Source organism: Paraburkholderia sp. RCC_158 (assembly GCF_041355255.1).
Taxonomy (GTDB): Bacteria; Pseudomonadota; Gammaproteobacteria; order Burkholderiales; family Burkholderiaceae; genus Paraburkholderia; species Paraburkholderia graminis.
In genome coordinates, this window is sequence record NZ_JBFUPM010000011.1 from 49,328 (window position 1) to 64,220 (window position 14,893).

Here is a 14,893-nt window from a genome sequence, read left to right on the forward strand (position 1 = left end):
ACGGGCGGAGGCTTTGTCGATGGCTTTGGCTGCTGGTCGCAGCCCCCAACTACAACACCTCCCCCGCCGTCGATACGCCTTGCCGCGCTTCGTCCGCGATCAGCCGTTCCATGATGCGGCGCGCGTGCACCGCGCCCGCGTCGATCGGCAGCATCGCCGGGCGCAGCGACCAGAAATCGCGTTCGCCGATCATGCGTTGCTGCGCTTCGAGCATCGGAATGTCCTCATCGCGAAACGGCGCGAGCAGGCTTTGCGCCGTGCGGCTCACCAGCTCCGCGCCATGCTCGCCGATCGCGCGCGGCAAACCGAACGCGAAAAAATAATGCGAACTCGCGGCGGTTTCGGGGGTGAGCCAGTGCGCTGAAACCGCTTCGCGCGTCGTCTCCGGCAAGCCGCTTTCGCAAATGCGCACGACGATCGTGAGCAGCCCTGGCGGTATCCATTGCACGTCGAGTTCGCGGTCGGCGCGCTCGCCATAGAGCAGATTGAAACTCTGCGTGAGCATCGGCCGCAGATATTCGCCCTTCATCTCGCGACGCACCGACACCGTGTTGCCCGCGACCGTCGCACGTACCGCGCCGCTCGCCATCTGCTCGCTGCCGAGCGTTTCCGGATGCAGGTACTGAAAGTGGCTCAGGTCGAGCAGATTGTCCGCGCTCAACTGATAGTTCGCGTGCGTGTGCAGATAGCGCTCGCTCGTGAAGTTCTCTTGCGGATCGAGATAATCGAATGCGGGAAGCGGCGTATTAGATGCGCGTTGCGGATCGCCCGGCCAGAACCAGATCGCGCCGTATCGTTCGCGCACCGGATAGTGACGCGCTTCAGCGCGCGCGGGCACGCGGCCATCGCCGTGCGGATTGAACACGCAGCGGCCTTCCGCGCCAAAACGCAGTCCGTGATACGGACATTCGAGCGCACCGTCGACCACGCGTCCGCGAGACAAAGGCGCGAAGCGATGCGGGCAGCGATCCGCGAGCGCAACCGCTTGTCCGCCCGCGACGCGATACAGCACGACGGGCTCGTCGAGCAGCGTGCGGGCCAGCGGGGCATCCGCCGTGACCTCGCTGGACAGCGCGGCGACATACCAGGCGTTGAGCAGATACGGCACGGCGAGTCTCCAGTCGGATCGAGGCACGATTCACCTGCGGCGAGCCCATATTAGGCAATCCGTAATTAAACACGCTCAACAATTCTCATAGCGGTAAATAACGGCAGACGCGCAATTAAGCAGGCGCTCGTGCGGAAATAAATGCGTATTACGGATTGCAAGCGATGGACGCGCGTGTCGCTTGCCCCCAATACCGCAGCGGTTAAATATTGGCCGGCGTCCAAACCGCGCCCTAACCTTACGCTAACATTACATCAATGTAAGGATCGCGCGTAAACGGCTGTCGCAAAAGCGATTTCCGCGCTTCGCGCAGCTTCGCGTCTGTAAGGTTTAACGCGCCCTGCTCCGTCATTATTTTTTCGGCAAGCGGCAAAAAACGTCTATTGCGCCGAGTGAACTACGAGAAACAGGTAGTCGAAAAATGGCAATTTCGTGATCCGCTTTTCAAGCAGGCGATTGAATCGCGGTGAGGAAACAAAACGTTACATCCTTGATGGACCGCTCCCTCTACTGTCGAGTCATTCGAATTGCGTAATCGGCCTAAACCGCAAACGCATCCGCCTACCCGTTCCACGAATGACGTTCGCCTTTCGCCCGTGAGTCTCGCGGGCGAGCGGTATCGCACGGAGGAAAAATGAAACTTGCAGTGATGACCAGAAGCGCAACACTGTTCGGGTTGATCTGCCGTTGTTTCGAAGCCGACGGCGCAGTCTGCCATCGGTTCGCCGATGACGTCGCCTTCGCGCGCGCAATCTATCGCGACGAATACAGCGCGATCCTGATCGACGCCGACACCGGTCTCAATCCGCTGCGCCCGGTGCTCGCGCGGCGTGCCTGCTATGCCGACCGCCGCGCGCCGCTGATCGTGATCGGCGCCGGCCACGACCGCGAAGCCATCGCGCGGCTGTTCGATGCGGGCGCGGACGACGTCGTGCTGTCGCCCGTCGATGCGCGCGAGGTGATGCTGCGTGTGCACCTCGCATTGTTGCGCGTGCAACTACAGAGCGCCGATTCGAGCGACACGCTGGAATGCGGCGCATACCGGCTCGATCGCCGCAACTGCACGGTTCACGTCGACGGCCACGCGGTGCGCCTCACGCCGCGCGAATTCGCGATTGCGTGGCTGCTGTTCTCGCGCCGCGGCGAATATGTGAGCCGCCGCCAGATCGCGGGCGCTGTATGGAGCCGTTCCGAAGACATCATTGGACGCACGCTCGAACAGCACATCTACAAGCTGCGCAAGAAGCTGGAACTGAACGGCCCGTGGGGCGTGCATCTGCGGACCTTGTATGCGCACGGCTACCGCATCGAGATGACCGATACAGCGGAGGCCGCGCTTGAAGAAAGCGTTGAAAGCGCGGAGAGCATGGATAGCGTGGATTGCGTGGATAGCCACGGCGTCGCATTGGAGACACTGCACGACGATGCCCGCACAGCCGCGGCCATGACCTGCCTCGCACCGATGCAGCCCGTCGCTGCGCCGGCCGCGCCGCCTCGCGCGGAAGTGCATCCCGCCGATAGCGCGGTGGCCCGCAATGCGCCCGCGTGGGGCGACTCGCAAGCAGCGTTCGCCGCGTCCGCGAGCAGCGCGCCGAAAGCGCCGTACGCGTTGCTGAGCGCAGCCGCCCTCGCCGCGCGCACGCGCGGCAACGGCTAAGCCCCAAGCGTCGCGCTCAAAACTCGATGATGCGCGGCGACAGCAGAAACAAGCGCTCCATGTGACTGCGCTGGTCGTCGCGATAACGGAACAGCCCGCCGATCAGCGGAATCTTCGAGAGACCCGGCACGCCGGTTTCGCCGTTCGTCGACGTATCGACGCGATAGCCGGCAATCAAAAGACTCTCGCCCTGCCCGACGAACGACTCCGTGTTGATCGTGCTGGTCGTAATCACAGGAATGTTGTCGACCTGCTGCGAGGTAATCGCGCCGTCCTCGATATGAACGTTCAGCTTGATGTCCGTCCTGCCGTTTTCTTCCACGACGAGCGGCAACACGCGCAGCGACACGCCGGTCGACACGCTGTACAAATCCGCCGACGTGTAGCCCGACACGCGCACGAAGAAGCGCGTCTTCTGGTCCATCACGGCCTCGACGTTGTTGAGCGTCGCGACCTTCGGGCTCGCATCGATCTTCGCGAGATTGCTTTGCTGCAGCGCGTTCACGCGCGCGAGCAGATAGCGGCCCGCGTTGCCGAGCACCGCCGTGAGCGATCCGCCGAGCGGCGTCGTGTTGATGACGGTCGTGCCGTCGGACAGCGTCTGCGTGCCGAAGATCGGATCGATGTTGCCGTTGTAGCCGTTTTGCTGCGTCGTGCCGTTGCCGGTCTGAATGTCGATGTGACTGTTATGCGCGCGCCAGTCGACGCCGATCTGCTTGAGCGCGTTGTCGTCGATCTCGATGATATGCGCCTCGATTTCGATCAGACGCGGCCGCACGTCGAGCTTGTCGATCAGGCTTTGATACTGCGACAGGCGTTGCGGCACATCGCGGATCAGCACCGAGTTCGTGCGCGGATCGGCTTCGATCACGGGCAGCGTCTGGCTGCCGCTCACCGACGTGTCGCCGCTGCCGCCGTCGCCGCCATCGGACGAACCCACCGACTGCATGCCAGGGCCACCGCCCGCGGCCATGCCGTTCAGCAATCCGCCGATGCCCGGCGCGACGCCGCCGTTCGCCGCAATGCCGGCAGGCAGCGGCGGATTCACGCCGCTTTCGTAGCCGCCGCCGTCGGTGCTGCCGGTCACGTCGCGCATCGGTTGCAGGCGGCGCATCGTCGGTTCGCGCGCCGCGCGATTGGCGGCCTGCTCGTAGCTGTCCGCGCCGTTGCGCCCGCGCTTGTCGCGCGGATGGTACATCGACGACAGCACGTTCGCGACGCCCGACACGGTCACCGTCTTGCCGTCGATCTCGACGTTGTGATCCGCGGCCCACGCATGATGCAACTGGAACACGCGAATCATCGAGCCCGAGCGCTGCGCCGCGTTGTCGTCGAGCCGGCGCGCGACTTCCGACACGAGTTGCACGTACGCTTGCGGGCCGCTCACGAGCGCGGTGCTCTGGCTCTCGTCGTAAGTGATCGGAAAGCGCGAATTCTCGATGCGCAGTTGCGTGAGCGCCGCGCGCAAGTCGGCGGCGCTCGCATGATCGAGCTTGATGACCCGCCGCGTGACGGTGTTCACATCGCTGATCGACAGCACGCTGCCGTCGTAGAACCACACGAAGCCGAAGCTCGACGCGAGCGTGTCGAGAAAGCGCTGCGGCGGCATGTCGAAGCGGCCGCTCACGCTGCCGTGGACGTCGCCGGAAATGGTTGCGGGCACACCTTGTCCGGCGGTGAAATCGCGCAGCACGTCTTTCACGTCCTGCCCTTCGGCGCTGACGTGGACCACGGAACTGCGCCAGCGGATCGCGGCGGCTTCGGCGGGCGCCGCGAGCAAGGCGGGCAACGCGAAGACAAGAGACGCTGCCAGCCGGGCAGCAAGCATGAGCCGTTTGTTGTTCATGGGTTCCACGATGTCCACGATGGTCGATGGGTTGGCCGTGCGTCATGCAACATGCAACGTGAGCCGGCGATGCCCAATGTATCGAAGCGTGTGAAGCACATCCTCAACAAATCTGACGGTTCATGCGCATTTGAGGAGTGTTGAGAATTGGCGGCGCGGCATGCGCGCATGCGCGCCGGCTTATTTGCCCGCTTATTTGCGGAGCGGCCCCGCGATGGCGCGCAACTGTTCGCCGAGACCCGAGAGCACGAGCTGATCGCGGACCTGGTCGACAAAAATCCCGACGAAGAGCGCAAGCATCATCACCGTGAGCGCGCCCTTCACCGGCTGACTGAGCGTCATCAGCTCGAGTTTTTGCGCCGACTTCGCCGCGAAGCCGAACGCGAAATCGACCAGAAGCAGCATCAGCATCATCGGCGCGGCGAGCTTGGCGGTGGTCTGCATCAGCGAGTCGGTTTGCTGCAGCACGAAGCTTTCGAGCACGTTCGCGGGCACCGGCGTCGCGGCGGTCAACGGCCACCAGTGATACGACTCGTACAGCGCGCCGAGCAGGAACGTCATGCCGCCGAAGGTCCAGAACGCGACGCTCGCCACTTGCGCGAGCAAGGTGCCCGTCGGCGTGGACTGCTCTTCGCGCAATGGATTGGTGATCTGCACATTGTTGTAGCCGGCCAGATCGTCGACGTAGATGCCCGCGCCTTCCGCGACCCAGAATACCGTCGATGCCGCAAAGCCCAGCAGCAGGCCAATGGCCGCCTCGCGCAAGCCGATCACGACAAGCGCCGTGCCGGTCAGCGACGTATAAAGCGAAACCGGCTGACCATACGCGATGAACGAGCTGAACAGCAGCACGACGCCATTGCGCACCACGCCTTGCAGGATGCCGTCCGCCGTCGGAGGAAACAGGTAGAGCATCACGAAGAGCCGCACCGAGCACACGCCAAGCACCGTCAGCGAGCGGATCAGTGTGGCGCCGAATTGCGGCAGTGTGGTGATGGTGTCGTACATTACGGATGGCTAATCAAATTTGGAACCGTGTGGCGTGCTCATTGCGCGGTGTCTTCAAAGGGCTCTGCCGTGGATGCCGGTCGGCGGACGCAAACGCGCTAGCGCGGTTTCCTCCGCTTCGTCGTCCTCGGCGTCGGTGGCTTGACGATCCAGCTCGACATGCAAGTGCGCGATGCGCTCGCCGCACAGTTCGATGCGGCTGCGATTCACCGCCAACGCGCGCGTAGCCGCGGCGAGTTCGTCGGCCTTGCCGCGCAACGTGGTGTCAATCGCTGCCAGTTCGCCTTCCATCTGCCGAACACGCACGGCGACGACATCCGCATAGCGCATCGTCGCGTTGAGTTCGGCGAGACGAACGGCGCTACCGCCCGTCATCATCTGCGCGATGCGGGCGTGAAAACCGCGCAATTGCTCGCGCTCGGCCTCCGTGCGCGCGAGTTGCGCGTCGCGTTGCGCGAGCGCTTCGGCATGCGCAGCGCGCGCGGCGATCAGGGCCACTTGCAGACGGCGCTCGAGCCGCTCGCGACAGCCTATCGTCAGTTGAAGCGCGGCCACCCGTCGTCGTGTCGTCTCGGGACTGTGCGTCGTGCTCATCGTGTCAACCGTTGGCCAGTTGGAAAAGCCGCGCCTCGGTGTCCTGCGGCGCGGCCAGTTCATGCGTCGCCTGATTGAAGAACGCGCGGATCGCGTCGATCTTGCGAATCGCCTCGTCGGCAAGCGGATTGCCGCCCGGTTGATATTCGCCGATCTGCAGCAGCATCTCGACCTCGCGATGCTTCGCCAGCAACTCGCGCAGCCGGCCTGCCGCGCGCACGTAGTCGGGCGTCATCACTTGCGGCATCACGCGAGACAGGCTCGCGAGCACGTCGATGGCCGGATACTGGTTTTTGGCGGCGATTTCGCGCGACAGGATCATGTGTCCGTCGACGATCCCGCGCACTTCCTCGGCAATCGGATCGTTGCCCGACTCGTCCTCGGCGAGCACCGTGTAGAGCGCCGTGATCGAGCCGTGCTCGCCCATGCCCGCGCGTTCGAGCAGGCGCGGCAACTCGGCGAAGATCGACGGCGGAAAGCCGCGCCGCGCGGGCGGCTCGCCGGCGGCGAGGCCGATCTCGCGCTGCGCGCGGGCAAAGCGGGTGAGCGAATCCATCATCAGCAGCACGCGTTGGCCGCGGTCGCGAAAGTGCTCGGCAATCGCGGTCGCGACATAAGCCGCCTTCGCGCGCTCGATCGACGAACGGTCCGAGGTCGCGCACACGACGATGGAGCGCGCCATGCCCTCGGGTCCGAGAATCAGCTCGACGAACTCGCGCACTTCGCGGCCGCGCTCGCCGATCAGCGCGATCACGGTCACGTCGCATTGCGCGCCGCGCGCGAACATGCCGAGCAGCGTGCTCTTGCCGACGCCCGCCGGCGCGAAGATGCCCATGCGCTGACCTTCGGCGAGCGTCATCATGCCGTCGACGACGCGCACGCCGGTCGCAAGCGGCGTGTCGATCATGCGCCGGCTCATCGGCGAAGGCGGATTCGCGAAGACCGGGCGCTCTTCGATGGTATCGAGCGGCCCGAGTCCGTCGATCGGCTCGCCCAGGCTGTCGATCACGCGGCCCAGCAACGCGTCGCCGACCGGCACCGTCAGCGAGCGGCCTAGTCCTACGACGCGTGTCGAGCGCGAGATGTCGGCGAGCCGCGAGAACGGCGAGAGCAACGCGACGTCGCGCGTGAAGCCGATTACTTCGGCATGCTGAAGTAATTCGCCGTTCGCCGAGCGCAGCTCGCACAGTTCGCCGAGCGTCACGTCGAGTCCGGCCACCTTGACGAGCGTGCCGATGACTTCGAGCACCTTGCCGGTTCGCGCGATGCTCGCTGTCGACAGGATCTCGTGTTCGATCGCATCGGCGAGGCGCTCGGCATCGAAAAGCGGAAGCAGCGCGTCGTCCGGGTCGTCGGCTTCGTGGATGGCGGGCGCATTGGCTGCGCGCGGCGGGGTCATCGCGAGCCCTCGTCGTGCCCGCCGTTCCAGTCACCGTCTGCATGGGCGAGTTCGGCGGCGGCGTGCTCGTGCTCCTGCACATACGGCGCGAGCGATTCGGCGACCGCGCCGAGTTCGCTCGCGGACTGCTTGAGCGCCCGCGAGACAGCGAGCCGCATCGCGCGCATTTGCGTCGCGAGGCTCGCGTCGATGGCGCCGAAATCGGACTCGCACAGGCAACTGCCGGGCGCGAGCCGCTTGTCCGCGACCACCGACAGCGGAAACGGCCGGCCGAGATCGCGCCAGCGCGCGGACAGCCGTTCGAACGCGACGCAGGCCTTGTCGTAGTCGACGGGGCTCACGGCGACGTGCAGCCACGTCGCGCCTTCGACGATGCGGTCGACCGCCGACAGCGCCCGCTCGAACAGTTGATCGGCGTGCTGGACCTGCACGATCTGCTCGACGGCAACGGTCACGATGCTCGCGATCCGCTCGCGCATTTTCAGTTGCGCGCGGCGTTGGCCGGCGCCCGCGTCTGCGAGCCGCTCGACCCAGTCCGCGAGCGCGCGCTGTTCGCCGTCGCGGTAACCGCGGGTGGCGGCGTGCTCGTACTCGTCGCGCGCGGCCGCGAGAATCGTTTGCGCTTCGGCGTGCGCGGCGGCGATGATCGCCGCGGCTTCGTCGCGCGCCGCGGCGAGGGTTGCTTCGCGGTCGGCGGCTAGCTGCGCGTACGCGGCGTCGATTTCGATTAGCGCGCCGAACGTGGCGCGCGGCACCACGTCCGCATGCGCGCCGACATGGCCACTGCCGCGTGCATCGCCGTCGATGCTGACCGCGGCGGGCAGTAGACGGTCCGATCTCAGCCAAATAGCCATGCCCACTCCGGAAGCAGTTCGGGAAGTTGCGTGAAGAGGAGCGCGGTGCCGCCTGTGTCGAGTTCGCGCGCGGTCGTGGCGGGCCACGGCGGGGGTAAGTCGCGGGGCAAGGCGAGGCGTAGGAGCGGACAGGGGCATGGCCACGCGAACAGCGCCGCCTCCTGCGCATCGCTGGCGGACAGCGCCACGTCACGTGCGATCAGCGCATAGCCTTCGTACGCCAGCCTTTCCGCGTCGAGTTCTTCGAGCGAAGGCAGATGGCCGCGCGCGACGAGGCGCGCTACATCCGGCACATTAGCCGACGCGCCGCCGGCGCCGCCGCCATGCCTCGGCGCACCACCCAACCGTTCGAGCGGCACACCGATCCATTCCGCGAGGCGGCGGCGGCTCGGCTTGTCGATCAACCTGCGCACCTCCGCCCGACGCAACAGCAGCGCGCGCATGCGCAGCACGCGCAACGCGTCGTCGACGGGCAACGCATCGAGCACGAGCGGACTGGGCGCGCGCAAGCTGTCGAAGTCCGGCAGCGGCACGCCGGCCGCATGCAACAGCGCCCGCGAACAGGCGGCAACGGCACCGGTGTCTGTGTTCGCCAGCGCGTCGCGCAGTGCGTCGAATGAGGCGGATACCGTGGCCGGCGACGCATCGAGCGCGGGCGCCCACCATGACGGATGCGCCCAGCGCGCGGCGTCATTTGCATTGCGCTGCCACGCGGCGAGCGCTGCAGCGGCGCGCGAAAATGGGAAGGCTGCGGGGGATGGCGCGGAGCGTGCTGCTGGAAACGCGGTGGATGCGGGCGTCGAAAGCGCAGAGGAAGAACTCGCTGATCCCGTCCCCGCCAACCCAACCGAAGAACCCGCTGATGCCTGAGCCGAAAGCGCAGGCGAAGACCCCGCCGCCCCCGACGCCGCCAACCCACCCGAAGACACCGCCGCCATCATCACGCCGCAGAAGAAGGTTTCGCACGCCGCCACTTGCCGACGAGCGCGCTGATTCGTGCATAAACACGCGGATACAGCGGACCCGCCGCGCCCTTCGCCGGCATCCCACGCCGCAACCACAGAAAGAGACTCGCGGCGCCGACGAGAAACGCCAGCGCCGCACCGATCAGCGTCGGCAGCGGCGAGACTTGCGCGGGCGCGGGCTTCGGCAGATCGATGGGATCGGCGGCCACGGCCGTCACGCTCACCGCGTCGTAAGTCAGACCTTCGACGCTATGCATCACCAGCGTCTTGATCTGCGGCACGAGCGCGTTCGCGTCGGAATCGGGCCGGTACTTGATGAACACTGACGCCGACGACGGCTTCATCTGCTGCGCAAGCGGATCGTTGTTCGGCAGCACGATCTGCACGCGCGCGACGATCACGCCGTCGATCTTCGAAAGCGTCGCCGACAATTCCTGCGACAAGCCGTAGATAAAGCGCACGCGTTCCTCGGTCGGCGTCGACACCAGGCCGTCCTTCTTGAAGAGGCTGCCGAGATCGTCGTAACGGCTATGCGGCAGGCCGCGCTCGCGCAGCACCTGCATTGCGTGGACCAGTTGCTTGTCGTCGACTTCGAGCGTCCAGCTCTTGCCGTTGTCGATGGTGCTCTTGGACGCATCGACGCCCTGCTCCAGCAGCGCCACCACCATCTCGTTCGCGTCCTGTTCGGTCAGATTGCGATACAACTCCTTCTGGCAGCCCGCGAGCACGATACAGCCGGCAAGCGCAAGCCCGAGCGCGGCCGCGCGCATCGCGCGGACCGGGCTATGTCTAGCGTGCGTGGCCTCTCGCATCGTCTGCAACATGGGCTATTGATTCTTCATCAGCGTTTCAACCGACGACTTCGACGAGTTGACCACGCCCATCTTGGCCTCCATGTCGAGTTGCGTGCTGGCGAGTTCGAGCGTCGCTTTCATCGCGGCGGCGGTCATCTCCTGGACCGACATGCTGTTCGCCTGGCTCGACAACGCGACCACGTCGTTCACCGACTTCTGGATCTCCGCGTCCTGCGACGCCGCCATCTTCGCGATCACATTGGTGCTCATGTCGTCGCCGCGATTGGGCGGCGCCATGCGCGGATTCTGCATCAGCGATTTGAAGCGGTCGCCGGCCTGTTGCAGCGATGCGTCGCCACCGGCCGCGTGCGATGCCGGCGCTGCCGCTTGCAACGCGGCCGCGATCTGCTGGTTCGTCACAGGAAGTGTCATGCTCAGCCTCGTGCCGTTGAATGTTTCGGATGACGTAGCATCATGCCGACCGCCGCGAACAGATAATCAGATGCGCAAATAGCCTTGCTGCGCGATCGCCTCGTTATGCGCAGCGGTGGGCGGCGGGGGGCTCATGGCGGGCGGCTCTTGCGGCAGGTCGTCGTTGAGCGCGGTGATCGACAGCGGCACTTCGAAGGTGCCGCCGTTGCGATAGACGCGAATCGCCTCGCGCAGATCGTCGCGAGCTTCGAGCGCGCGCACGAGCTGGCGCGTGTCGCGGTCCGGGTTCTGCGCGAGCGCCGCGCTCGCCCATTGACGCCAGCCGGCATCGCCCTTCACGGACAGGCAGAACGCGAGCAGCGCCTTCGCATACGAGAAGTGCGGCGCGCCTTCGATCACACGCGAGAACACGCGGATCGCATCGTCCCAATGGCCGCGCTGCATGTAGAGCACGGCTTCCATCGTGTCGAGCTCGGCCATTCGCGGGCGCAACAGACGCAGCGCGTCGAGCGTCAATTCGATGTCGTACGGATCGGCTTCGAGCGTCGGAAAATTGTTGAGCAGCGCGCAGGACAGCGTGTCGATCAGACCGCCCACGATGGCCTGACTGCAGTTGAGGTAATCCGGCGTGGCGGTACTCATGGCGAGAACTCCTGCTGATGGACTTGTCGACGAAGCGCTGCCGCGCAAGGCCGATTCAGCATCGGCATGCGGCGCGCAGCGATGCACCAGGATACCGCTCCGCTTTGCGCCGCAAATGCGCGATACGAAGCGAGCGTGATCCACGCGAAGTGGTGCGAGCGGCGTGTCGTGTCATGCAACGCCGCGAGCCCGAACCGCGTCGCTTCGTTTGCCGGACGCGGGCTTCGCATCCGCTGCGCCGCGTGGCGAGCGGCCCGCTACCGTCGGGCTACCAGGGCAAGGAGCCGCGTGCACCGCATATCGACCACAGCGGCACAAACAGCGGCAAACACAGCGGCACCCAGCGCATGCGATGACCCCAGCGGAATGTCATGAGCGAAGAAAAAACCGAGCAGCCTACCGACAAACGCCTGCGCGACACACGCAAGGACGGCGAGACGTCGAAGAGCGCCGACCTGGTCGACGCCGCGACGATGGCCGCCGTCGTCGGCGTACTCGCGTTCGCGGCGGCGAGCTTCGGCGGCGCGCTGCGTTCGATCGTGACGACCGCGCTCGAGTTCGCGTCGGGCAATCACGATCAGCCGCTCATGTACGGCAAGCTGTTCGACCTCGGTAAACAGGCGCTCATCGTGATCGTGCCGTGCGTGGGCGCCGCGGCGCTCGCGGCAGTGGCCGCGCTGATGCCTCAAGTGGGCTTTCAGATCGCGACCAAGCCTGTCGTGCCCGATCTGAAGCACGTGAGTCCCGTCGACGGCGTGAAGCGGATTTTTTCGTGGCGCACGGTGATCGACCTCGTGAAGATGATCGTCAAGGCCGCGATTATCGGCGTGGTGATGTGGTTCACGATCAAATGGATTTTGCCGTTGATCGTCGGTTCGCTGTATCAGCCGCTGCCGGAATTGTCGAAGCTCTTCTGGTCGCTGCTCATCAAGCTCTTTGCCGTTGCGGTGGCCGTGTTCATCGTGATCGGCGTGATCGACGTCAAGCTGCAACGCGTGCTGTTTCTGCGCAAGCTGAAGATGTCGAAGGACGAAGTCAAACGCGAACGCAAACAGATGGACGGCGACCCGAAGATCAAGGCCGAACGCAAGAAGCTCGCGCGCGAGTTCGCGACGTCGGCGGCGCCCGCGCAGCGCGTCGGCTTCGCGAATGCGCTGATCGTCAATCCGACGCACTATGCGGTCGCAATCCGCTATGCGCCGGCCGAGCATCCGTTGCCGCTCGTGATCGCGCGCGGCATGGACGAAAGCGCGGCGCAGTTGCGGCGCTTCGCGCGCGACGCGAATGTGCCGATCATCGGCAACCCGCCGGTCGCGCGCGCGCTCTACAAGGTCGGCATCGACGAGCCGATTCCCGAAGAACTGTTCCAGACCGTCGCCGCGATTCTCCGCTGGGTCGACGCGATCGGCGCGCGGCAAATCGAGAGCCCGCACGGCGGGCACAGCCACGACAACCACGACAGCCACGACAACCTCAAGAGCCGCGATGTTCAAGACACTTAAGCTACCCGCCGTCGGTGAGATCGGCATCGCGTTGCTGGTGGTCGCGATCATCTCGCTGATGATCCTGCCGCTGCCGCCGTTTCTGATCGACATCCTGCTCGCGATCAACATCACGATTAGCGTGACCTTGCTGATGGTGACCATGTATGTGCCCAACGTGGTGTCGCTTTCGGTGTTTCCGTCGCTGCTGCTTTTCACGACGCTATACCGGCTCTCGCTGAACATTGCGTCGACCAAGTCGATTCTGCTGCACGCGGACGCTGGCAACATCATCGAAAGTTTCGGCGAACTCGTGGTGGGCGGCAACCTTGTGGTCGGCATGGTCGTGTTCGTCATCATCACGACCGTGCAGTTCATCGTGATCGCGAAAGGCTCCGAACGCGTGGCCGAAGTCGGCGCGCGCTTCACGCTAGATGCATTGCCCGGCAAACAGATGAGCATCGACGCCGATCTGCGCGCGAACCTTCTCACGCCCGAAGAGGCGCGCCGCAAGCGCGCGACGCTGGCCGTCGAAAGCCAGTTGCACGGCGGCATGGACGGCGCGATGAAGTTCGTCAAGGGCGATGCGGTGGCCGGGCTCATCATCACGCTCATCAACATCATTGCGGGGATCGCGGTGGGCGTCGCGTATCACGAGATGACGGCGGGCGAAGCGGCGAACCGCTTTTCGATTCTGTCGGTCGGCGACGCGATGGTCTCGCAGATTCCGTCGCTGCTGCTTTCGGTGGCCGCGGGCGTCATGATCACACGTGTCTCCGACGAACGCGACGCGCGGCCTCTGTCGCTCGGCGACGAGATCGGCCGGCAGTTGTCGGCAAGCGCCCGCGCGCTCTACTTCGCGAGCCTGCTGCTGCTCGGCTTTGCCGCCGTGCCCGGCTTTCCGACATCGCTGTTCCTGCTGCTCGCGGCGATCCTCGCGTTCTGCGGCTATCGGCTCGGCAAGCGCAAGCCCGCCGCGACCACGCATGCGGGCGAGGCCGTCAACGCAATGCAGCGCGCCGGCTCCAAAGCCGAGACGCCCGCGATTCTCACGCGTGCGCCGCAGTTCACCTGCCCGCTCGGCGTGCGCATCTCGCCCGACCTCGTCGCGCGTCTGTCGACGGTCGCGCTCGACCGCTCGTTCGAAACCGAACGCGCGCGTTTGCAGGAGTATCTCGGCTTGCCGTTTCCCGGTATCACGATGTGGACCAGCGACGAGTTGCCCGCGTCGAGCTGCGAACTGCTGATGCACGATGTGCCGTATTGCGCAATCGAATTGCCGCCCGGCAAGGTGATGCTGCCGGACCCGAGGCTCACGGGCACACGCGAACCAATTTCCGCCGACGCGGAAGCACTCGCCGCTCGTAGTGAAAAACGCCGCGGACTCGACGGCGGGCCTGGGCCCACGTGGTGGGTCGACGAAAAGAGCCTGCCGCCGAAGCAACCCGCGTGGCGTGCCGAACAGGTGATCGCGCATGCATCGGTCGCGATGCTGCGCAAACATGCGTCGCTCTTTCTCGGCATTCAGGAAGTGCAATGGATACTCGATCAGCAGAACGCCGAGTATCCGGGACTCGTCGCCGAAGTGCATAAGGTGCTGCCGCCGCAGCGTATCGCCGATGTACTTCGCCGGCTGCTGGAAGAGCAGATTCCGATCCGCAACGTGCGCAATATTCTGGAGAGCCTCGTCGTGTGGGGCGCAAAAGAAAAGGACATGCTGATGCTCACCGAATACGTGCGCGGCGATCTAGCGCGCTTTCTCGCGCATCGCGCGGCGGGCGCGGGCCGGCAATTGCCCGCGGTACTGTTCGATCTGCCGGTCGAGCAGCATATCCGCCAGGCGATCAAGCAGACGCCGACGGGCAACTTCCTCGCTCTGCCGCCCGATGAAGTCGGTTTTCTGATCGACCGCATTCAATCGTTTGTAGGCGATACGCCGCGTGACGGCGTCGCACTCGTCACGTCGATGGATATACGCCGCTACGTGCGCCGCATGATCGAGGCGCGGCTCGGCTGGCTCGCCGTCTACTCGTATCAGGAACTCGGCGAGCATGTCGAACTGCAGCCGCTCGGCCGCGTGACGATCTAGCCGCGCCGATCGCCTTCACGTTCA

General features: G+C 65.2%; 13 protein-coding genes. 3 read left to right on the forward strand and 10 right to left on the reverse strand.

Translation table 11 applies throughout. The features are described 5' to 3' along the window. Positions 1-49 precede the first annotated feature (49 nt). A complete protein-coding gene (locus AB6809_RS21290; protein ID WP_371027086.1) occupies positions 50-1,135 on the reverse strand; it encodes a Rieske 2Fe-2S domain-containing protein in 1,086 nt (361 codons plus the stop codon). A gap of 607 nt (positions 1,136-1,742) precedes the next feature. Between AB6809_RS21290 and AB6809_RS21295 the strand changes: the two genes are divergently transcribed. Beyond that, on the forward strand, positions 1,743-2,765 hold the full coding sequence (locus AB6809_RS21295) for a response regulator transcription factor (RefSeq protein ID WP_006047130.1): 1,023 nt from the start codon (positions 1,743-1,745) through the stop codon (positions 2,763-2,765). A gap of 16 nt (positions 2,766-2,781) precedes the next feature. Here the strand turns inward: AB6809_RS21295 and sctC are convergent, their stop codons facing one another. From sctC to AB6809_RS21340, 9 genes are all read right to left on the reverse strand, one after another. Further along, the gene (gene sctC, locus AB6809_RS21300) at positions 2,782-4,611 is read right to left on the reverse strand and encodes a type III secretion system outer membrane ring subunit SctC (RefSeq protein WP_029970663.1); all 1,830 of its coding nucleotides are present in this window, start codon (positions 4,609-4,611) and stop codon (positions 2,782-2,784) included. 192 nt (positions 4,612-4,803) lie between these two features. After that, positions 4,804-5,619 (reverse strand): type III secretion system export apparatus subunit SctT, encoded by an 816-nt coding sequence (sctT, locus tag AB6809_RS21305; RefSeq protein ID WP_053860679.1) that lies wholly within the window; start codon positions 5,617-5,619, stop codon positions 4,804-4,806. Positions 5,620-5,673: 54 nt separating this feature from the next. Continuing rightward, positions 5,674-6,213, reverse strand: coding sequence for a type III secretion protein (locus tag AB6809_RS21310; protein ID WP_371027087.1), 540 nt, complete (start codon positions 6,211-6,213; stop codon positions 5,674-5,676). Positions 6,214-6,217: 4 nt separating this feature from the next. Then, positions 6,218-7,612, reverse strand: a complete 1,395-nt coding sequence (gene sctN, locus AB6809_RS21315) for a type III secretion system ATPase SctN (RefSeq protein WP_371027088.1) — start codon at positions 7,610-7,612, stop codon at positions 6,218-6,220. Continuing rightward, positions 7,609-8,466, reverse strand: coding sequence for a type III secretion system stator protein SctL (gene sctL / locus AB6809_RS21320; RefSeq protein ID WP_371027089.1), 858 nt, complete (start codon positions 8,464-8,466; stop codon positions 7,609-7,611). The genes sctN and sctL overlap by 4 nt, the downstream gene beginning before the upstream one ends. Next, complete coding sequence (locus tag AB6809_RS21325; protein WP_371027090.1) at positions 8,451-9,308, reverse strand: type III secretion protein HrpB4; 858 nt, start codon at positions 9,306-9,308, stop codon at positions 8,451-8,453. The genes sctL and AB6809_RS21325 overlap by 16 nt, the downstream gene beginning before the upstream one ends. A gap of 98 nt (positions 9,309-9,406) precedes the next feature. Next, positions 9,407-10,243: a type III secretion system inner membrane ring lipoprotein SctJ gene (gene sctJ / locus AB6809_RS21330; RefSeq protein ID WP_371027170.1), complete on the reverse strand. Its 837-nt coding sequence runs from the start codon at positions 10,241-10,243 to the stop codon at positions 9,407-9,409. Between the two features lie 15 nt (positions 10,244-10,258). Beyond that, the gene (locus AB6809_RS21335; RefSeq protein WP_006047122.1) at positions 10,259-10,657 is read right to left on the reverse strand and encodes a type III secretion protein HrpB2; all 399 of its coding nucleotides are present in this window, start codon (positions 10,655-10,657) and stop codon (positions 10,259-10,261) included. A gap of 66 nt (positions 10,658-10,723) precedes the next feature. Next, a complete protein-coding gene (locus tag AB6809_RS21340) occupies positions 10,724-11,299 on the reverse strand; it encodes an HrpB1 family type III secretion system apparatus protein (RefSeq protein WP_006047121.1) in 576 nt (191 codons plus the stop codon). A 371-nt stretch (positions 11,300-11,670) separates the two neighbouring features. Between AB6809_RS21340 and sctU the strand changes: the two genes are divergently transcribed. After that, a complete protein-coding gene (gene sctU / locus AB6809_RS21345) occupies positions 11,671-12,801 on the forward strand; it encodes a type III secretion system export apparatus subunit SctU (RefSeq protein ID WP_371027091.1) in 1,131 nt (376 codons plus the stop codon). Then, a complete protein-coding gene (gene sctV, locus AB6809_RS21350; RefSeq protein ID WP_371027092.1) occupies positions 12,785-14,869 on the forward strand; it encodes a type III secretion system export apparatus subunit SctV in 2,085 nt (694 codons plus the stop codon). The genes sctU and sctV overlap by 17 nt, the downstream gene beginning before the upstream one ends. Positions 14,870-14,893 lie beyond the last annotated feature (24 nt).